Origin of the sequence: Chryseobacterium sp. BIGb0232, from assembly GCF_024810195.1 — a bacterium.
Lineage (GTDB): Bacteria > Bacteroidota > Bacteroidia > Flavobacteriales > Weeksellaceae > Chryseobacterium > Chryseobacterium pennae.
In genome coordinates this window covers 111,643-131,800 of sequence record NZ_JANUEH010000002.1, presented here as the reverse complement: position 1 = coordinate 131,800, position 20,158 = coordinate 111,643, and the positions used below count along the sequence as shown (strand labels likewise).

Annotated in this window: 18 protein-coding genes; 17 read left to right on the top strand and 1 reads right to left on the bottom strand. The window is 34.8% G+C overall.

The features are described from left to right. Window positions 1-123: 123 nt before the first annotated feature. On the top strand, window positions 124-1,428 hold the full coding sequence (gene argH, locus M2372_RS06750; RefSeq protein WP_123319650.1) for an argininosuccinate lyase: 1,305 nt from the start codon (window positions 124-126) through the stop codon (window positions 1,426-1,428). Between the two features lie 290 nt (window positions 1,429-1,718). On the opposite strand, the gene M2372_RS06745 is transcribed toward argH, so the two are convergent. Continuing rightward, complete coding sequence (locus M2372_RS06745; RefSeq protein WP_045495405.1) at window positions 1,719-2,180, bottom strand: Lrp/AsnC family transcriptional regulator; 462 nt, start codon at window positions 2,178-2,180, stop codon at window positions 1,719-1,721. Window positions 2,181-2,419: 239 nt separating this feature from the next. Between M2372_RS06745 and M2372_RS06740 the strand changes: the two genes are divergently transcribed. The 16 genes from M2372_RS06740 (at window position 2,420) to M2372_RS06665 (ending at window position 20,065) form a co-directional block, all read left to right on the top strand. After that, the gene (locus M2372_RS06740) at window positions 2,420-3,310 is read left to right on the top strand and encodes an aspartate carbamoyltransferase catalytic subunit (protein ID WP_123319649.1); all 891 of its coding nucleotides are present in this window, start codon (window positions 2,420-2,422) and stop codon (window positions 3,308-3,310) included. Between the two features lie 213 nt (window positions 3,311-3,523). Beyond that, complete coding sequence (locus M2372_RS06735; RefSeq protein WP_089733467.1) at window positions 3,524-4,597, top strand: carbamoyl phosphate synthase small subunit; 1,074 nt, start codon at window positions 3,524-3,526, stop codon at window positions 4,595-4,597. Between the two features lie 45 nt (window positions 4,598-4,642). Then, window positions 4,643-4,993: a four helix bundle protein gene (locus M2372_RS06730; protein WP_123319648.1), complete on the top strand. Its 351-nt coding sequence runs from the start codon at window positions 4,643-4,645 to the stop codon at window positions 4,991-4,993. 56 nt (window positions 4,994-5,049) lie between these two features. After that, a complete protein-coding gene (gene carB, locus M2372_RS06725) occupies window positions 5,050-8,232 on the top strand; it encodes a carbamoyl-phosphate synthase large subunit (protein WP_123319647.1) in 3,183 nt (1,060 codons plus the stop codon). Window positions 8,233-8,368: 136 nt separating this feature from the next. Next, window positions 8,369-9,190, top strand: a complete 822-nt coding sequence (locus M2372_RS06720) for a lipopolysaccharide assembly protein LapB (protein ID WP_123319646.1) — start codon at window positions 8,369-8,371, stop codon at window positions 9,188-9,190. A gap of 24 nt (window positions 9,191-9,214) precedes the next feature. Continuing rightward, on the top strand, window positions 9,215-9,661 hold the full coding sequence (locus M2372_RS06715) for a DUF6884 domain-containing protein (RefSeq protein WP_123319645.1): 447 nt from the start codon (window positions 9,215-9,217) through the stop codon (window positions 9,659-9,661). A 204-nt stretch (window positions 9,662-9,865) separates the two neighbouring features. Further along, the gene (locus M2372_RS06710; protein ID WP_148060767.1) at window positions 9,866-10,309 is read left to right on the top strand and encodes a hypothetical protein; all 444 of its coding nucleotides are present in this window, start codon (window positions 9,866-9,868) and stop codon (window positions 10,307-10,309) included. 146 nt (window positions 10,310-10,455) lie between these two features. Continuing rightward, complete coding sequence (locus M2372_RS06705; protein ID WP_123319643.1) at window positions 10,456-11,196, top strand: hypothetical protein; 741 nt, start codon at window positions 10,456-10,458, stop codon at window positions 11,194-11,196. 185 nt (window positions 11,197-11,381) lie between these two features. After that, window positions 11,382-11,771, top strand: coding sequence for a hypothetical protein (locus M2372_RS06700; RefSeq protein WP_148060766.1), 390 nt, complete (start codon window positions 11,382-11,384; stop codon window positions 11,769-11,771). Between the two features lie 30 nt (window positions 11,772-11,801). Further along, entirely contained in the window at window positions 11,802-12,176 is a 375-nt protein-coding gene (locus tag M2372_RS06695; protein ID WP_123319641.1) for a hypothetical protein, read from the top strand. A 382-nt stretch (window positions 12,177-12,558) separates the two neighbouring features. Continuing rightward, window positions 12,559-15,330: a S8 family serine peptidase gene (locus M2372_RS06690; RefSeq protein ID WP_123319640.1), complete on the top strand. Its 2,772-nt coding sequence runs from the start codon at window positions 12,559-12,561 to the stop codon at window positions 15,328-15,330. Between the two features lie 10 nt (window positions 15,331-15,340). Next, a complete protein-coding gene (locus M2372_RS06685; protein ID WP_148060765.1) occupies window positions 15,341-16,987 on the top strand; it encodes a membrane dipeptidase in 1,647 nt (548 codons plus the stop codon). Window positions 16,988-17,051: 64 nt separating this feature from the next. Then, a complete protein-coding gene (locus M2372_RS06680) occupies window positions 17,052-17,498 on the top strand; it encodes a M91 family zinc metallopeptidase (RefSeq protein WP_123319638.1) in 447 nt (148 codons plus the stop codon). A 242-nt stretch (window positions 17,499-17,740) separates the two neighbouring features. Further along, window positions 17,741-18,535 (top strand): hypothetical protein, encoded by a 795-nt coding sequence (locus tag M2372_RS06675; protein WP_123319637.1) that lies wholly within the window; start codon window positions 17,741-17,743, stop codon window positions 18,533-18,535. Between the two features lie 68 nt (window positions 18,536-18,603). Further along, window positions 18,604-19,443 carry a hypothetical protein gene (locus tag M2372_RS06670; RefSeq protein ID WP_123319636.1) on the top strand — a complete coding sequence of 280 codons (840 nt, stop codon included), beginning with the start codon at window positions 18,604-18,606 and terminating at the stop codon, window positions 19,441-19,443. Between the two features lie 124 nt (window positions 19,444-19,567). Then, complete coding sequence (locus tag M2372_RS06665; protein WP_123319635.1) at window positions 19,568-20,065, top strand: hypothetical protein; 498 nt, start codon at window positions 19,568-19,570, stop codon at window positions 20,063-20,065. Window positions 20,066-20,158 lie beyond the last annotated feature (93 nt).

Below are 20,158 nucleotides of genomic sequence, written 5' to 3'. Positions count from 1 at the left end.
TAGTTAATAGTAATAATAAGGATAGTCTTGCTGGGCTTGTCAAAATCAATCAAATATTTTAAATCGGACTGTGATGAAATCAGTATATGATAACCTGCAGTCTTAGAAAATCAATCAGTACTTATGAAAAAAATATGGCAAAAGGATGACCTGGCCACCAATATATTAGTCAATAACTTTACAGTAGGAAAGGACCTTGACTTTGATGAACGTTTAGCAAAATATGATGTTAAAGGTTCTATGGCACACTGTACAATGCTTGCAGAGACCGGAATTATTTCTCAGGAAGAATCCGGGCAGATGCTGGCAGTATTAAATGATATTTTACAGCAAATTGAAAATGGTAATTTTGAAATTGATAAAGAAGCTGAGGATATCCATTCTCAGGTAGAAGCAATCCTGATTACAAAATTAGGAGACATCGGAAAGAAAATTCATACGGCAAGATCAAGAAATGATCAGGTTTTATTGGATATCAAACTGTATTTATTAGATGAGATCCGTAAAATTACGGCACTAACAGATGAGTTTTTTCAGATCTTAATCCAATTGGCAGATCAGCATAAAAATGTGCTGCTTCCGGGATATACCCATTTGCAGATTGCTATGCCTTCTTCTTTCGGATTGTGGTTTGGAGCTTATGCTGAAGCACTTTTGGATGATGTTGAAATGTTGTTTTCAACTAAAAATATCATCAATAAAAACCCATTGGGATCAGCGGCAGGCTATGGTTCATCTTTCCCGATCAACCGTGAAAGTACCACTTATAATCTGGGATTCCAGTCTATGAACTATAATTCAGTCTATGCTCAGATGACTCGTGGAAAATCTGAGAAACTATTAGCAATGGCAATGGCAACTCTGGCGGGAACACTTGGGAAATTTGCTTATGATGTATGTCTGTATCTGAATCAGAACTTCAATTTCATCAGCTTTCCGAAAGAATTTACAACAGGAAGCAGTATTATGCCGCATAAAAAGAATCCGGATATCTTTGAGCTGGTTCGTGCACGATGCAACAGAATTCAGGCGTTACCAAATGAGTTGATTTTGCTAACGAATAATCTTCCGTCAGGATACCACAGAGATGTACAGTTGACGAAGGAAATTCTCTTCCCTGCAATTGATTCATTAAAGGAATGTCTGGAGATTCTAAGCTATACTTTACCAAATATTCAGGTGAAAGACGGAATTCTGGAAGATGAAAAATATAAATACCTGTTCAGCGTAGAGAAAATTAATGAAGAAGTGAAAAACGGAAGTTCTTTCCGTGATGCTTATGTGAAAGTAGGGCAGGAAATTGAAAATAATGAGTTTGAATTCGAGCCAGGCGCTTTGAATCATTCACACCAGGGAAGTATAGGAAACCTTTGCCTGGATAAAATAGAATACCAGTTCAATAAACTGAAGAATAAATTATTAGGTTAAAATCTAAACCATTAAGATAATAAAAGCTTAGGCAGACATAAAAATCTAAAATTACTTTAGATCGCCTTATGTTTTATCGTTGTGAAATCCTTAAATCTTAATTGCTTAAGCTGTCTTAATGGTTGGATTTTATTTTGATCTTTGAATTTGATGATTGAACCATTTAAGGTTCTTTAAGATAAGATGAGTTAAGAAAAGTTTGAATTTTCTGCATAGCTTTATAATTAGCTTGCGGATATCCTTAACTATTCTTCGTCACCTAAAGTTTCTTAATGGTTTAAAATTGAAAACTATTCAAGGTCAATCTTGAATTTAGTAGACTTTTTCACTTCATGAAGTACAATAGAACTGTGATACTGTCCGATATTAGGAATGTTTGAAATTACATTGACCGCAAACTCATTATAAGAGTTGATGTCTTTGGCAATAATCTTCAACATATAGTCATACTCCCCGGAAAGACTGATGATTTCCTGTACTTCATCATACTTTCCAATATGCTTCTCAAAGGTTTCCAATACCTTCTTGGATTGCTCTTTAAGACGTACATTACAGTAGACTACAATATTCAGACCCAGTTTCTCACGGTTTAAAAGACCTACATACTTCTGAATGATCCCCTGCTTCTCCAGTTGTTTGATTCTTTCATACGTCGGAGTGAAGGTAAGACCTATCTTTTCTGAAATTTCTTTAACAGATAAGGTGGAGTCTTCCTGTATAATGCTGAGAATCATTTTGTCTTTTAAATCCATAGAATATATTTGAATGTTAACAAAAATATCAATTTTAAATGAGAATAAGAAGTACTGAAGTTTTTAATTTATTTCAAACTTAATTTTTGTAGGTTCATAAAATTGTTATATCTTTGCACCTAATGAATAAAAAAGCATTTATATCATTAGATTTACCGGGCGAAAGCGCCCTTTACGATATTTATTGTTATTAGCGAAGATTGTTGTCTTCGCTTTTTTTATGCTTAAAAATTAAGATTATGTTTACGATTACAGAACTAAGTACCGAGAAAATCAACAGTATACTGACAGAAGCAATGGCTTTTAGAAATGGAAAAACTGCTAAAATTGAAGGCGAAGTTTTTTGCTCCAATCTTTTCTTTGAAGACAGTACAAGAACAAAAACAAGCTTTGATATTGCAGAAAGAAAATTAGGATTGCAGATAGTTCCCTTTGATGCTTCACAGAGTTCTGTAAATAAAGGAGAGAGTCTTTATGATACGGTAAGGACAATTGAAAGTCTGGGAGTAAATTTAGTAGTGATCAGGGATAAGAAAGACAGATATTTCGAGGAACTGGAAAATATTAAGATTCCTGTCATCAACGGAGGAGACGGAACAGGAAACCATCCTTCACAATGTATGTTGGATCTGATGACCATCTATCAGGAATTCGGAAAGTTTGAAGGATTAAAAGTAGGAATTGTAGGAGATGTAAAACACAGCCGTGTTGCCAACTCAAATGCTGAAGCTTTAAGAAGATTAGGCGCTAAAGTATATTTCTCCGGACCTGAACAATGGTTTGACGAAGGAGCACTAATCAACGGAACTTATCTTTCAGTAGATGAACTGATTGCTGAAGTAGACGTTCTGATGTTATTAAGAATCCAACATGAAAGACATGATGCTGCCATGAGTTTCACTGCATCAGACTATCATAAAAAATATGGACTGACGAAAGAAAGGGAGAAGGCTATGAAAAAAGAAGCAATCATCATGCACCCGGCACCTATCAACAGAGGAGTGGAAATAGACTCAGACCTGGTAGAATGTGAGCGTTCAAGAGTTTTCAGACAAATGGAAAACGGTGTTTTTGCCAGAATGGCCATCTTAAAAGATGCACTGGAAGAAAAAGGGTTTACTTTTAAGTAAAAAGAGCCAGGATAAAAGTAAAAAGTATAGTGAGCTCCGTAGGAGCGACCTGTTAATAGCCATGGGCGGAAACCCCTGGAAAAATAAGAAAGACATTAATTATGTGAGCCTCGTAGAGGCGACCTGATAATAACCACAGGGGAAGTCCTTTGGAAGATAAAAAAGCCTCGAAGAGGCGACCTGTTAATAAAAAAGAAAATCTAAATAGAAAAAATGAAGAAAAAATTAATACTGGAGTCCGGTGAAGTGTTTCATGGAGAAGGTTTCGGAGCAGAATTGGAAACTGCAGGTGAAGTAGTTTTCAATACCGGAATGACAGGGTATCAGGAATTGATCTCTGACCCATCATACTGTGGTCAGATAGTTTGTATGACCTATCCGCTTATCGGGAATTATGGTATTAACCGTGATGATTATGAAAGTATTGAGCCGGCTATTAAAGGACTTATCGTAAAAGAACTTTGCGATCTTCCTTCTAACTTCCGTACTCAGATCACTTTAGATGAATTATTTAAAAAGAAAAACCTTTCTGGAATTTCAGGAATTGATACAAGAAGACTGACAAGGATTCTTCGTAACTCCGGCGTAGTGAAAGGAAAAATTGTGAATGCAGATGCGGATGAAGCAGCTACAGCTGCAGAGTTGAAAACAACTACTTTCCCAATCAACCAGGTAGAAGAAGTTTCTACAAAAACACCTTATGCAAACCCTAACAGAGGTTTCAAAGTAGTATTGGTAGACTTTGGTGCCAAACTGGGAATTATCAGAGAATTATCTCAAAGAAACTGTGATATCATTGTAGTTTCTCATGATACAACAGCAGAAGATATCCTGTTGATGAATCCGGATGGAATTATGCTTTCCAACGGTCCTGGTGACCCTGAAGATGTTCCACACGCACTGGATATGATCCGCGGATTATTAGGAAAAGTTCCAATCTTCGGAATCTGTTTAGGACACCAGTTAATTGGTCTTGCTTGTGGAGCAAAAACTTTCAAACTGAAGTTCGGACACAGAGGAGGAAACCACCCTGTACTTGATTTAGCAAAAAATACAGTAGCGATCACATCTCAGAACCATGGATATGCAGTAGATCAGGAAAGCTTAAAAGGAACAGACCTTGTAGAAACACACATCGCTCTGAACGACAGAACAAACGAAGGTTTGAAACACAAAATCCACCCTTGTTTCTCCGTTCAGTATCACCCTGAAGCAAGTCCAGGCCCTGAAGATGCAAACTACTTATTTGATGAGTTTATCCAAATGATGGAAGACTTTAAAAAGTAGGATTCAAGAGCCAAGAACCAAGAGTCAAGACTTAAGAGGAAATATATGCACAAGTTTGAAAATTTACTTTTCTGGCAGAAATCTATTGCATTGGCAAAACATGTATATACTATTTGTTTGGAAATCAATAGTGATGAAAAGTATGGTTTAATTTCACAGATTAAGAGATGCACCATTTCTATTCCTTCTAATATTGCCGAAGGTTCTGGAAGAAATAGCAATAAAGAGTTTAATCATTTTCTTGCTATCGCTTTAGGCTCTGCATTTGAATTACAGACTCAATTGATTTTGGTAAAAGAGTTGAACCTTTTAGCAGAAGAAAAAGTAAATACTTTATTAAATGAAGTTTCTGAAATTCAAAGAATGATTTACTCATTTAAAAATAATTTAAAATAAAGTCTGGAAATCTTGGCTCTTAGCTCTAGATTCTTGACTCTAATAAAAAAAGAAAAATGGCAAAACGTACAGATATAAAAACAATTTTAGTAATCGGTTCAGGACCTATCATTATCGGGCAGGCAGCTGAATTTGATTACGCAGGAACGCAGGCTTGTCTGTCTTTGAAAGAAGAAGGCTACAAAGTAATTTTGATCAATTCAAACCCTGCAACAATCATGACAGATGTAGAAATCGCAGATAAAGTATATATCGAGCCGATTTCATTACAGTTTGTAAGCCACATTATCAGAAAAGAACGTCCGGATGCATTGTTACCAACGCTTGGAGGGCAGACTGGTCTTAACATGGCGGTAGAACTTGAAAAATCAGGAATTCTTGAAGAATGCAAAGTGGAAGTATTGGGAACTAAACTTTCTGCAATCAACAGAGCAGAAGACAGAGACCTTTTCCGTGAGCTGATGAGAGAATTGAATGAGCCGGTTCCGGAATCTGATATTGTAAACACAGTAGAAGGAGCAATTGCCTTTGCTAATGAGATCGGATATCCTGTAATTGTTCGTCCTGCCTTTACTATGGGAGGAACAGGTGGAGGTATCGCTTCCACTGAAGTAGAATTAAAAGAAATTGCCGAATTGGGACTAAAACACAGCCCAGTTACACAGTGCCTTATCGAGAAATCTATTGCAGGTTTCAAAGAAATTGAATACGAAGTAATGCGTGATGCAAACGACAATGCCATTGTGGTTTGTAACATGGAAAATATAGATCCGGTTGGAGTTCACACAGGGGACTCCATCGTAGTAGCACCTTCTCAAACGCTTTCAGACAGAGAGTACCAATTATTGAGAAATGCTTCCTTAAAGATCATCAGAGCATTAGGAATTGAAGGAGGATGTAACGTACAGTTAGCGCTAGATCCACATTCATTCGAATACTATATCATCGAAGTAAACCCTAGAGTATCCCGTTCATCAGCTTTAGCAAGTAAGGCAACAGGATATCCGATTGCAAAGATCGCTGCAAAGATTGCGGTAGGATTAACACTGGATGAAATCATGAACCCGGTAACAGGAAAAACATACGCATGTTTCGAACCTGCTCTGGACTATGTGGTTACAAAATTCCCAAGATTCCCATTCGATAAATTCGAAACAGCAGACAGAAGACTTTCTACTCAGATGAAAGCAACTGGAGAAGTAATGGCAATCGGAAGAAACCTTGAAGAGTCTTTACAGAAAGCGATCCGTTCATTAGAAACAGGAATCAAGCATTTAGGATTAAAAACTAAGCAGGCTCAGGCCCTTACAGCTGAAGAAATCGAAAGAAGAATCAGAGTGTGTGATGATGAGAGATTATTCATCATCGGAGATGCCTTAAGAAGAGGATATGATTGGGAACAAATCGTAGAATGGAGCAAAATCGACAAATTCTTCATCTGGAAACTGAAAAAGCTGGTTGATTTCGAAAAAGTTATTGCTGAAAATAAATTTGATAAAGAAACATTAATTGAAGCTAAAAGATTAGGTTTCGCAGATGTCAATATTGCAGTACTCTGGGATGTAAAAGAACGTGAGATTTTCAACTTCAGAAAAGAAAACGGAATAATGCCGGTTTACAAAATGGTAGATACTTGTGCCGCTGAGTTTGAATCTGAAACACCTTATTTCTACGGAACTTACGAAGAGGAAAACGAAAGTGTAGTTTCTGATAAAGAAAAGATCATCGTTTTAGGGTCAGGACCTATCAGAATTGGACAGGGAGTTGAATTCGACTACGCAACGGTACACTCAGTTTGGGCAATCAAAGAAATGGGTTACGAAGCGATCATCATCAACAACAATCCTGAAACTGTTTCTACAGACTTCTCTATCTCAGATAAATTATACTTCGAGCCATTAACGGAAGAAGATGTAATGAACATCATCGAGCTTGAAAAACCTAAAGGAGTAGTGGTACAGTTCGGAGGACAGACAGCGATCAACCTTGCAGATAAGTTAGCTTCTCACGGAGTACAGATCTTAGGAACTTCATTAGAAGACCTTGACAGAGCTGAAAACAGAGATAAATTTGAAAAAGCACTTCAGGAGATGGGAATTCCTCAGCCAAAAGGAAGAACTTCCACTTCAAAAGAAGAAGCGATAGAAATTGCGAACGAAATCGGTTACCCGGTATTAGTGCGTCCAAGCTACGTTCTTGGAGGTAGAGCAATGGAAATTGTATACGCAGAAGCAGAATTAGCTCACTACATGGAACATGCAGTAGATGCAAGTCCTGAACACCCTGTTTTGGTTGACAAATACATGGTAGGAAAGGAAATTGAAGTAGATGCAATCTGTGACGGTGAAACAGTGGTCATTCCAGGAATTATGGAGCATATCGAAAGAGCAGGGGTTCACTCCGGAGACTCTATCGCAGTATACCCGCCACAGAATATTTCACAAAGCGAAATTGAGACTTTAGTAGATTATACCCAAAGACTGGCAAAAGGACTGAAAGTGATCGGATTAATGAACATCCAGTACGTACTTTTCGAAGGAAACGTATATGTGATCGAAGTAAATCCACGTTCTTCAAGAACAGTCCCTTTCTTATCTAAAATTACTGAAGTTCCAATGGCGAACCTTGCAACGAAAGCAATCCTAGGACAGAAATTGGTTGATCTTGGTTACAAAAACGGATTGGTTCCGAATAAAGAAGGAGTCTTTGTAAAAGTACCAGTATTCTCATTCTCAAAACTGACAAAGGTTGACATCTCTTTAGGCCCTGAAATGAAGTCTACAGGAGAAGTAATGGGGAAAGATACTACTTTAGAGAAAGCCCTTTACAAAGGATTGGTCGCAGCAGGAAGAAAAGTTCCAATGCACGGTTCTATCTTGTTCACAGTAGCAGATAAGCACAAGGAAGAAGCAGCTGATTTGGCAGCAAGATTCCATGAAGTAGGGTTCAGAATCTGGGCTACAGAAGGAACAGCAAAATTCTTCGAAGAAAAAGGAATCCCTTGCAAAATAGGGTACAAGATTGGAGAAGAAAGTGTAAACCTTATCGACCTGATCCAGAAAGGAAAAGTTCAGTATGTAGTAAACACCACTACAAAAGGAAAACAGGCAGAAAGAGACGGATTCCAGATCAGAAGAATGAGTGTGGAAAACGGTGTTCCTTGTTTAACTTCAATGGATACAGTAGAAGCAATCCTAAAAGTAATTGAAAGCATGAGTTTCAAAATGGAGACGATGTAATTTCGAAAAATAAATAGTTGAAGTCCCGCAAGTTTTCTTGCGGGACTTTTTATTTTTAATGCCACAAATACACAAATTAAATTGTTGAAATGTGTAAATTGGGTAGCAAAGAAAACATAGACATTTAAAAGAAAGTATGAAACTATTACCTGCCATTTTGGGCTCTGCATTTTTGACTTTTTCAGCTTGCCAGACGGATAAAAAACAAGAGAATATTGTGCAAAATGATATTGTCTTCAAGGATAATTTGGGACATTCCTTGAGCAAAAGTGATATCGCCAATACCACAGGCAAAATAAACTATGAGATAATGGAGAATCAAAATATTGATCCTAAAGCAAAAGAACTGCATAAGGAAGCAAGACAATTGGGACAATCTGGTAAATATGACCTATCCATTACAAAACTTGATGAAGCAACAAAAATTCAACCGAATTGGGCATATCCTTTTTATGATTTGGCCTTTACTTATTTATTGAAAGGAGATTTTGATAATGCCTTGAAGTTCTATAAAAAGACTGATGAATTGGAGCCCAAAGGGTTCTTTACGGTAAAGACTGCTTTATATTCATTGGAGGGAGAAAATGAAGGCAAATTTCCTAAAGGTTTATATACTGCCTATATGCAGATTGAATGGACGGCAGACAAGAATAAGAAACTTGAAATTGCAAAAATGATAACCCAAAAAGTCCCAGACTTTGCTCCAGGATGGAAAGAATTGTCCTACCTACTGGATGATAAGACTGCACGACTTGATGCCATTGAGAAAGGGCTTTCAAAGAGTCCTGATGCTGAAACAAAAGGGATTTTGTTGATTAATAAGGCTTTGATATTAAATGATGAAGGAAAAAAAGAAGAAGCGAAACAAATATTGGGAAATCTTATTTTTTCATCAGATGTTACGAGGTCTAATGAAGAACTGGCTAAGTTTACCCTGAAGACGATAACAGGGAAATAACCACAATAACATGATTCAAGTTCTATGGCTAAGAAAATAATATTAATCAGCTGTGCCTCCCAACAAGGAAGTGTGAAAACCAAGGCAAAGCATTTATATACCAGTCCATTATTTAGGTTGAGTTGGAGATATGCCAACAAACGAGGCCCTGACAAAATATTTATCCTTTCGGGACTTCATTATTTGCTTGACATTGATAAGGAAATTGCACCTTACGATGTAACCTTAAGCAATGTTTCTAAAGCTAAAAGAAGAATAGGGCAAACCATATTGACTTCCAAGGAAAAGTTAAATTGGGGTAAGGAAATCATTGGACAGCTCTCAAAGGAAACGGATTTACAGAATGATGAATTCATTGTTTTGGCAGGACAGGAATATATCAAACCAATCATAAAAGATATCTTACGTTGTGAGAACCCTTTGGAAGGACTGAGGATAGGAGAGAGACTTAAGTTTCTTAAGGAGAATTAATAAGTAATGAATCAATAATAATCAAAAGTTTATACCAATAGGAGACAGACAAAAAATAATTGCAGATATTGTTAAAAGTACTTAGTAAATAAACACAACAATATAATGTTTTATTCGATTGGCTTATCAATAGGCATGCTGAGATTGATGTCCACAATAAAGAAGCTTGTCCTAAAGTAAAAAAACTATAGAAACTAAAATACAATGCATATAAAGCCAATTATAACAGTCTTTTTAGGTATTATTTTCGTTCTGGTCTTTTCTGGATGTTCTTATTTGACCGATTTTTATATTCAAAACCTGACTGCAACTAAAAAAATAATAAAGATCAATTATAATTATCCGATCTCAAAAGCCATTGCCAATGATCCTGGCAGCTTTGAGTTTAATTATGAGAATGAGGTATTGACACCCCGGTCTTTTCAAAAAATCAAAAGCCTAAAGTCTCTTGAAAAAAAAGTGGTAGGTGATTCTGCCATTGTTCTGGAAATCTATCCCAATTCAACAACAAGAATTGATAAAAGCCATAATGGAAATTGGAGGGACAAGATTAAAAGTGTTGAGATGGATGGAAAAGTATTTACTCCAGCAGAATTAAAAAATAAAACGAAGTTTATTAGTAATGATTATATTTTAAAAATTAAATAAGCGTGTTGTGGAATATAATGTCTTATTAATGTTCGAAAATAAACCTAACAGGTTTCTAAATTGTAACTCTTTTATCAGCAATAACTTTTGAAAATTGAATTGATATAATGCATAGTTTTGAAAAGCTACTTTTTAATAGATCTAAGATGATGATAAAATCTTTACCAATTATTTTTATATTAATTTTTCAATCTGGAAAATGTCAAATCATAAAACCTTTTGAGGATGAAAAATGTCAAATGTTTTCATACAATATACAGGCAAAAGATGCTGTGAAAATTGAATATCTTAATGATGAAAGGTATAGTAGATTGAAGTCAAGTAAGATTGCGTTAGATCAGGTCTTTAAGGAGGAAAATCTAAAATTATTGAACGAATTCAAAATGAAATTCCCTCTGGTTTTCTCTGATTCTTGCGCAACTTTTTCATTTTATGAAGATAATAAGCTAAGAAAGGTAAAATCTTGCAAAGTAAAATTTAAACTAGTTGATAAAAAAGCAGGCTTTTATGTTTTTCAGATGTCCGGATTTGAAATATATGGGTTTCTTCTTTACAATGAAAAAAATAAAGTATCTATCATCACAGACAATTTTCCTCAAATTTTAGAGAATGGAAAATATATTTTAAGTATTGATAACGGACTTGATTCGGCTGTAATACAATTTTATAAAAAAGCTGAGAAAGACTACAGTAACTATGAAATAAGAATAGAATCAAGGTTTCGTATTGATGAATATTATCTTTTAGAAGATCATTTTAAAAATCTAAATTTAATTTTTTCGGTGACATCAAAAGCTTTAAAGCTCATTGAAGAAGGAAAAGACGGTAAACAATATGCTTTGGATGAGAATAATGGTTGTAATTTTAAAGTGAAAATTAACTACTAATTATGCTGTTTATTTATAATCAATTCAATTATTGTAACAATATTCTGAAATTTATTTTTCAATTATTTACCCTGATTATAATTTGTTCTTGTAAAGCAAAAAATAATTTTCAATATGATATTGAATTCAGAAAATATGAATTAGCCTATAATTCAATTACCCATAAACTTAACCTGGAGAAACCTTTGCTTAAAGAATATAATTCCGATGCTTCCGGGGTTAAAATAATTCCCAAAGTCTATAAAATTAAAAACTATTCAATTTATGGGAGTGAGAAATTCAAAAATGAGAATTCATTTTCAAACGGAATAATTAAGACATTATCTGAAAAATATACCCAAGCGAATTGGAGAAAAGATAAAAAATATAAAGTAGTAAAGCTTGAGGAATTAAAAGACTTTCATGGACCACTACAATATATTTATTTTTCTGAAATCAGAAACGATTCACTTAGGGCAGAAATTTTAGGAAATCCTTTTGTGAAATATTCTATGACAACGGGAGAGCATTATTTAATTATATTTGAAAATAATCAAATCAAATCTGTTCAAAAGACTATTGGGCACTATGATTGAACGTTTTAATTTTAACATATCTAAAATTCCATGAAAAAAATACTTCTAATATTCACTGTATTAGGAATCGCATGTATGATTATTTTTAATATCGATTTTCCATTAAATGATCAAAGTATATATGGAAAATACCTCAATAAAAATTTTGATAATCTAACTTGTTGTGTGGAGGCTCCTCATGTAGCAGATACTCTAATTTTATATAGAAATGGCACATTTAAAAGTAAATTTTATAGTGTTGGAACATACCATATTGAGAATGGAATAAATCCTGAAATAGAACTACATTATAAGGAACTTGACAAACCAGCTATCTATAAAACCTATTTTTCAAATAAAATTTTTAGAAAGCCAAGGATCATTCTGAATGCAGATTTAAATCACTATTATGAAAAATTGGATTAGCAGGTTTTGAATTTGAGCGGAAATTTAATTAAAAAAGTACTTTAAATAGTCCACTTAATTGAAGTTAATTTATTGAGTGTCTAAAATATCTTAAACCTAACAGGTTTCAAAAACCTGTTAGGTTTTTTTATATCCTGATTATTACACAAAAGTGCTATTTTTTATTATAATGATTCATGATAACTTTGAATAAAATATTCTGAGAAATAGTGATATTACAGCTTATTGAGCATTGTTCAGTAATTTTTTATCGCTTTCTTTAATAATATTATTTATCGGAGAAATTGTTAGTTGCTGATATACTTTACAGTTTATTTAGGATAAGTTTAGTGTTGTTTCAGTTTCTCTGGTTTTGAATTAATAACCTTAAAAACTTAATATTATGTTTAATTCTTTAAATTCTGGGGAAACAAAAGCAGTCATTGTTGACAAGCTGGCGAATCAGTATGATCAAATGATCAGGGATCAAAAAAAGCTGGAAAAAGTACGTTTGTTAAACTATCCTCTCATAAACCTGGAGGATGATCAGAAGCGTTTTGAGACCAGAATTGCCCGTGAGGATCTTAATTTCCGTTTAGGAATTGAAAAAATAACCGGAGAAAATGATCTGGTAGATATTGTAAATCTCTCAAAAGTACTACAGATTTCCAAATCAGTATGCAGGATTTTGTATAATAATCAACCCCTTGGATCTGGCTTTTTAATCAATGGAAATATTTTAATGACCAATAATCATGTGATTTCAAGTGTGGAAGAATGTGCAAATATTAAAGCTGAATTTTTTTATGAAATTGACGAAGAAGGAAGAATTCTGAATCCCATCCAATTCAGACTGGAGCCGGAAACATTCTTTTTTACTTCAGATATTCAAAAAAAGACGGAAGATGAATTTTCCGGATTAGACTTTACAATGGTTGCATTAGAAGAACTTAATGCCAGAGGAAAAAAAATTGCAGATATTCCTTCTTTAGAAATAGATGGTAATGCTGGTAAAATAACTAAAGGAGGAACGTGTATTATTATTCAGCATCCTAATGGCCAGCCTAAAAAGACCTCGCTTAATAATAATTCTTTTTTTTCCGAGACTCAGGATCTGATTATGTATGAAACAGATTCTTTGTCGGGTTCCTCAGGCGCTCCGGTTACAGCATTAGGTACTTGTGAAATAGTTGCTCTGCATCAGACTGGAGTACCTAAAATGGATGAAAATAAAAGACCTCTTACAAAATCAGGGGCCATTGCCAGTTTAGATACACCGGATGATGAAATTGAATGGGTGGCCAATGCCGGAATTCGTATCAGTAGAATATTAGAATTTCTGCAAAAGAAAAATTTTGATGATCCGGCTCACAATGTAAAGAAAAGCGAAATCCTTGCAAGAACCAATAAGATCAAAAAAGAACTCAAAGAAGTCGTTAAGAATCAGCCGGAGATTTTTCTTACCCAAGTAAAGGATGAAGCAAAAAAACTGAAAAATCCTGTTTCTGTAATTGATAATCAGGTGCTGAATACAAAAAATGTTGTAGATACTGCCGATGGCTCAAAAAAGTTTCCATTCATTATTCTGGCGAAAAATAACCCGGAAAATTTTAATAACCTTGAAACAGAGCTTACACTGAATTATGGAAAAGACTTCGATCTTTATCTTGCTACTCCGGTTTCCGCAAAAGAAGATGAGGAAGAATTATTTGTACTGAATATTTCTGCCGAAGGTAAGAATCCAAACGAATTTGCAAGAGAATTACTTTCATTAGAAGAAATTATTCATGCAGAATATGACAGTGAAATTTATCTCAATATGGAAGTGGCTTATGATGATGAGTTTAAAGCTTTCGAGAGCTCAGGTTCAAAAGATTTTAACAATGAGAAGCATTTTCTTGAATTATATAGTCAGTCCAGTAAATATGTAAAAGGAAAGACTAAGGAAGATTACAGACAGTGGAATTGGAAAGCCGTGAATTATAACGGAGGTATAACAAATATCATTGGGAATTCAGTAAAAATCGTCCAGTTTGATACAGGGTATTCCCATCATCCGAAAAACTATGGTTCATTTGATCTTACTGAGGATTATGATTTTGTAGATGATGATGACAACTCCAGAGAAGAAGAACATCATAAAATATTTACTCTGGCAGATGCCGGTCACGGTGCTAGAACAGGGAGTATTATTATTGGAAACCCTTATTCTGATGCAGAAGAAAACGGTAACTGTGGTTTATTAAATCAAAACGGTGTTAAGCTTATTCCTTACAGGGTTGCACAGGATGTAATAATTATAGGAAGGCAGGAAGAATTGGCAAAAGCAGTGGATGCAGCCATTGCAACGGGAGCAAAAGTGATTACTACAAGTATGGGATTACCACCTACTATGACGACTTATAATCTGGCAAAAAAAGTATATGAAAAAGGCATTATATGGTGTTGTGCAGCAGGAAATGAAGTGAAAGAAGTCGTTGCACCTGCCGTACATCCCGGAACCATTGCAGTAGCAGCATCAAACCCCGATGATAAAGAATGGAAAGGATCATGCAGGGGAGAAGCCGTAGATATCACAGCTCCAGGAATGCATGTTTATGTGCCAAAATCCTTAAAAGAAGATTCGGGCTTGTTCCGCTATGGAATGGCATATGGACATGGAACGAGCTATGCCACTCCCCATGTTTCATCTGCAGCTGTACTTTGGCTTTACAAAAACAGAGAAGATTTGAAAGCTTATCATGGTTATCAGGTTGTTGAAGCATTTAGAACCAGTCTTAAAGACTCGGCAAGAACCAAGCACAGTCTTCCTTCCAAAGACTTCGGGGCAGGGATTTTAGATGTTGATAAGCTTTTAAAAACTAATCTTCCGGTTGCTTCCAGTTTAAATAATGCATATAATGGTGAAGATATAAGCCGTATTGCTATGGGGTTCAGAACCGTTGGGGAAAGCTTGAAGATGCTTTGGAATGGAATTATGAGAAGCATTATCAAAGGAGTGAAAAATGAAGAAAGTCTTCAAGATGAGGAGTATGAAATGTCTGATCATGCCAAAAAAATTGTGAGACGTAATACCTTTATGGGTAGAACTGATACAGAAAGTATAAGTAATCGTGAAGAAAATGAATCATTTGCCACATTTAATGCGATAAGAGATAAAGTGCTTACTCCTTAAAACACAAATTATGAAAAATATATTCGATTTTCACTTTCATTTGTTGTTTAAACATTTGATCAGCAAAAAAGATACTGGCCGCCTTCCTCTAAGCTCCAATTTTAAAACAAAAGGAGTAATGAGTATCATAGATGAGTTTATGGGTAATGCATTCGACAGCCAGTCTTCGCCTGGAATGGTAAAAAGTAGTTCACTCGGGTACGGAGTGACAGCTCTTATGGCTATGGAATATGCATTTGCAGAAAATATAAATGGTTTTTTTAAAGGCTTTAGCTCTTCTAAGCTTCCCATCAACTGGGACTTTATAGATCGTGTGAAAAACAGAGAAACTACCTATTTTGATTTGTTGAAAGAAGAAATTGGCTATTATCAATCAAATTATGCTATGCTGGAAAATGATTTCAAAATAAAATTTATCAGCAGGAAAAAGCCTTCTGCTGAAGATATTTTTAGCAATCAACAGTATACTTATCTTGCATTTTCTGTTGAAGGTGCTCATAACTTTTCGAATGCTAAAATAAGAGATACAGCCACAGCTACGAACCCGGAAAAGTGTTATCGTGAAATTCAGAATGATGAAGAAAATGTAGATATTTTCAGTATTAATCTTGTTCATCTTAGTGAGATCCCTGAACAGCATATGTGTGGTTTTGCACAGGCTTTAAACGGTACAGCACAAATCGCTTTCCGGAGTGAAGATTTTATTCCAAAGTCAGGTTTTGGGATCTCTGACAAGGGAAAAGATTTTATCCGGACTGTATTTCTTCATTCTAACCCATCCCTTATTGACATTAAACATATGAGTGTTTTTTCCCGTCACAAATTTTATCAGTTCCGGGAAGAATTGGGATCAGAGCATCCGGAAACGCTTCGGTTACCAATTATTTCTTCTCATACCGGGTTTACATTTTCTTCCATAAAAGACTTTTTAGAACAGAAAAACTATCGTTCTGATTTTAGATATGTTCAGGGTAAAACGATCTGCGAAATTCAGTCTAAAAATCAATCAATAGGTAAAACAGATTTTCTTTTGAATAATAAATTATTTTCCAATCCATGGACAATCAATCTATTTGATGAGGAGATTTTGGAAATTATGAAAAGTAATGGACTTATAGGAATTTCGATGGATCAGCGTATTTTAGGAGCTGCTAAAAGTATGATGGACGGTTCCAGACCCGACTATTTTAAAGACCCGGAAGCAATACCTCTTTACGAATGGCGTAAATGGTTTAAAGAAGGAACTTTTGATCTTAAAGAAGCCTTTACAACCGAATCCAAAACAGACCGTGAAGTAAGACACATCTATCTGCTTTGCGCGCACATTCTTTATGCCGTAAGATTAGGGTATTCAGAAATGAATTGGGTAGGAGAACGCAGTCCATGGGATCATATCTGTATAGGATCTGATTATGACGGACTTATAAATCCTATAAATCCCTATGATGATGTGACAAGTTTAGGAAAGCTTAGAAATGATCTTCTTGTTTATTTACCAATTGTAGATAAAAGACTGGAACCGTTGAAGGAGATCAGAGTGTTTAAAAACAAAAATTCTGAATCTATAGAAGAAAGCTATCTTGTGCAATGTGTAGATAAATTTTTGTCTGAAAACGGTAAGAATTTTTTGAAAAGATTTCTTAACAATTGGAATTAGAGAGCGTAGATTTGGAATCTTATATTTTTTCCAATCAGTAGCTTTAACAAAAAAACAAAAAACTATGAAACTTATTTTTAAGGGGGATCAGATCAGTATTAAGATTGCCGTTGACAAAGCAAATGAAATTCTGAGTAATTCCGAATTTTTTGAACAAATTAAAAAACTTCCTCAGTTTTATAATACAAAACTAACCCCTACTCAGATTTCTGATATTCTCAGAGAAGCAAATCAGGAAATTCAAATAGAAACATATTGGCAGATGAACCCGTTTAAACCAAGAACCTGTGTAAACGCAAAAACTGTGAGTACAACTTTGATAAAGCTTAATACACGCTGTTTTAGCAACAGCTTAAAAACAGCAGTCAATACATTAATTCATGAAAGTGTTCATGCCGCTGATTTTTTAAATGGTACCTGGGATTTTACCCATGTAGATAATACCAATGAAGGAGAGGAAGATAATACAGCACCATGGTTGATTGGTAAATTAGCAGAGCAATTTGTTTAATTCAATGTCAAAAATATCCGACTTCTTGGATTGGTTGGTTCATTCATACGTATAGCATTATAGTCGATGTATTTTTAGACTCATAAATGTCATTGATGAGCCGGAAATATTTGTCATCATCCACAGTTTGTGTTATCAATTGTAGGTTTTCAGGTTTATCAAATAAATTATGGAGATAAAATAGTTTTATAAAAGTAATCTAAATTCCTCTCCAGGCCGTATATTAGCATAAAGAGAGTACCATGAAATACAAATATTTATTTTACATTCCGTTATTGGCAATTGTTTCCTGTAATAAGCCTGAACAAAAAGATAAGGCTTCTGCTTCTGCTATTCCCAAAGAATCAGTCACTTTAGCATCAGTAAAACCTCAGGTCGGGAAAGAAATATCATGGAAAGGATTGCTCAACGGGAAAACCCCAGTGTTTATCCACTATCAACTGGATGGTAATGTAATTGTTGGAGAAATCACATACCTGAATACTAAAAATAGATTGCCTATTACCCTTTTGGGAACCGTTGACGATGATAATAACTACAGGATTTTAGAGTTTGAAAAATCTGGAAATATAACGGGTGTTATTACCGGAAAGCCCGCGGATGGTGATTTCAAAGGAAGTTGGTTTTCACCAAAGACCAGAAAGGAACTTGTACTCAATCTGGTAAAAAAGGATACTGCTCTCATTTCAAGGGAAATAGAAACAAAAGTAGAAGATCTGTTTGGACGTTATCATTACCAGTATAGTGAGGCAGGGTATCAGGGAGATTTGGAAATTAAAAGATTGCCCGATTCAAAAGCAGTTTTTGGAATAACATCAATTACCGGAGAACCGGCAAGAAATCTTGCACAAATAGACGATGATACCATCAGCCTTAAAACAACTGATTTTACTTATAAGCTGGCAGATACAGACGATTGTGAATTTAGAGTAAAGTTTTACAAAGGATTCGCTTTGGTTCAGCATACCCAAGGAGTATGCAGCGGACAATTCGGATTGAACGCCACCATTGCTGGAATATATCTGAAGACAAAATAATAAATAGTATGCTGCCGTTTATTGCCTTGATGGGGAATGAAAATAGGTAACATGATGATCAATAATACATGGATAAAAAAGCAATAAATATTTTATTTAAAGCCATAAAAACCTCTCAGGATGAAAGCTTAAGTGATTGGTTTGATTGGGATTCTTATATGCAATATATTACCAAAGACGATTTTGAGTATGCAAAAAAGCATAATGTAATGTATGAGCAGGAAAATATCAGTCATGATGATATTTGCAGAAGAATTAAGGCTGCCGTAGCTAAGATTGAAAAGCAGGATGTTGTCAATGCCTTTCTTTACAGTTTAAGTACAAGGCAATTGGAATATCGTTCATTTTTATCAAGCTACTGTATTGCACAATCATTGTCAGAACATAGCTTTATAGCCAGCCCGGAACCTAATGAGGGAATTTGCGCAGTCTGTGAACTTCATACCTTTGAATTTGAAGAACCTATCGAGTTTAATACCATCAATTATTTTAAATATAAACACGGGGCTTGCTTTGATAGCTTAATCCAGGTGTTGTTTGATGTAGAACAATTTCCGAAACTACCTGTTGTCATGCCTAGTGATAATGATGATAAGATATTAAATGAACTGAAAGAAATCATTGAAACCTCAGAGCCGAACGATAGGGTTTCTCAGCTTAAAAAACGGATTTCAAAAACATTCAAATCAAATGATGATGAAAGGGTAGCATTACTGGAAATTATGGGAGTTATTGGTATTTTACACGATGATGAGCATTTTGGGTATGCTGAGCAGTATATTACTTATCCTGAAAGAAAACACAGGCCAATCAGAAATGACGATGTAGGGTATCCGGCACGATGGTGGCAGGGAAAATTCGGTATTGATACTGAAAAATGGGAATATTGGTTTGGAAAGAATTATTAGTAAAACTAACCTGTTTAATTTTTTTTGCTGATTTATATAAGAGGTTGTAAATTAGGGGGATCATAAATATATAATTCAATATTTGTTATAACCTGATCTAATTTCACCAAACTATAAAACAACCATGGCAGAATATTACGCAAAATCCAATGATTCTTTATCCTTTGAACTTACTAAGGACGATCAGTTAATAGGAAAGCTTATTTATAAAAACTGGTTCAGGTTTAATGCCGAAATAGAAGTTTCAAACCATTCTTATCTTGTCGAACCAAAAGGTTTTTGGGGAACCACCATTGAATTGAAAGATCATGATAAAGTTCTTTTAAAATTCAGGATGAACTGGAATGGAGAAATAGTGGTACAAACATATTTTGATGGAATAAAAGAGAGCTTTGCTTTTAAACATAGAGGAGTATTTAAAGAAGCATTTGTACTTACAGACCAAGAAGGAGTTGAACTTTTCATAATGAAACCCCATCTTAAATGGACCTCTATGAATTACGAATATCATATTACTACCTCTGACAGTTTTGAAGGATTCTCCAATAAAGACTTATTGTTGTTTACTTCATTACATTGTGCCAATTATTATATGTCTATGATGGTGGCTGCTATTGTCTAAGAGATTGGATAAACCATACAGAATATTATAATTTCCGCCAAAATAGAAGGTGTAAATTTCATCTGCAATTGATATAAAGGGTTTTCGGTGTGC

Bases quoted from the DNA above. Each gene is read 5' to 3' on its own strand.
- argH (WP_123319650.1), top strand. From the start codon at position 124: ATGAAAAAAATATGGCAAAAGGATGACCTGGCCACCAATATATTAGTC.
- M2372_RS06745 (WP_045495405.1), bottom strand. From the start codon at position 2,180: ATGGATTTAAAAGACAAAATGATTCTCAGCATTATACAGGAAGACTCC.
- M2372_RS06740 (WP_123319649.1), top strand. From the start codon at position 2,420: ATGTTTACGATTACAGAACTAAGTACCGAGAAAATCAACAGTATACTG.
- M2372_RS06735 (WP_089733467.1), top strand. From the start codon at position 3,524: ATGAAGAAAAAATTAATACTGGAGTCCGGTGAAGTGTTTCATGGAGAA.
- M2372_RS06730 (WP_123319648.1), top strand. From the start codon at position 4,643: ATGCACAAGTTTGAAAATTTACTTTTCTGGCAGAAATCTATTGCATTG.
- carB (WP_123319647.1), top strand. From the start codon at position 5,050: ATGGCAAAACGTACAGATATAAAAACAATTTTAGTAATCGGTTCAGGA.
- M2372_RS06720 (WP_123319646.1), top strand. From the start codon at position 8,369: ATGAAACTATTACCTGCCATTTTGGGCTCTGCATTTTTGACTTTTTCA.
- M2372_RS06715 (WP_123319645.1), top strand. From the start codon at position 9,215: ATGGCTAAGAAAATAATATTAATCAGCTGTGCCTCCCAACAAGGAAGT.
- M2372_RS06710 (WP_148060767.1), top strand. From the start codon at position 9,866: ATGCATATAAAGCCAATTATAACAGTCTTTTTAGGTATTATTTTCGTT.
- M2372_RS06705 (WP_123319643.1), top strand. From the start codon at position 10,456: ATGATGATAAAATCTTTACCAATTATTTTTATATTAATTTTTCAATCT.
- M2372_RS06695 (WP_123319641.1), top strand. From the start codon at position 11,802: ATGAAAAAAATACTTCTAATATTCACTGTATTAGGAATCGCATGTATG.
- M2372_RS06690 (WP_123319640.1), top strand. From the start codon at position 12,559: ATGTTTAATTCTTTAAATTCTGGGGAAACAAAAGCAGTCATTGTTGAC.
- M2372_RS06685 (WP_148060765.1), top strand. From the start codon at position 15,341: ATGAAAAATATATTCGATTTTCACTTTCATTTGTTGTTTAAACATTTG.
- M2372_RS06680 (WP_123319638.1), top strand. From the start codon at position 17,052: ATGAAACTTATTTTTAAGGGGGATCAGATCAGTATTAAGATTGCCGTT.
- M2372_RS06675 (WP_123319637.1), top strand. From the start codon at position 17,741: ATGAAATACAAATATTTATTTTACATTCCGTTATTGGCAATTGTTTCC.
- M2372_RS06670 (WP_123319636.1), top strand. From the start codon at position 18,604: ATGGATAAAAAAGCAATAAATATTTTATTTAAAGCCATAAAAACCTCT.
- M2372_RS06665 (WP_123319635.1), top strand. From the start codon at position 19,568: ATGGCAGAATATTACGCAAAATCCAATGATTCTTTATCCTTTGAACTT.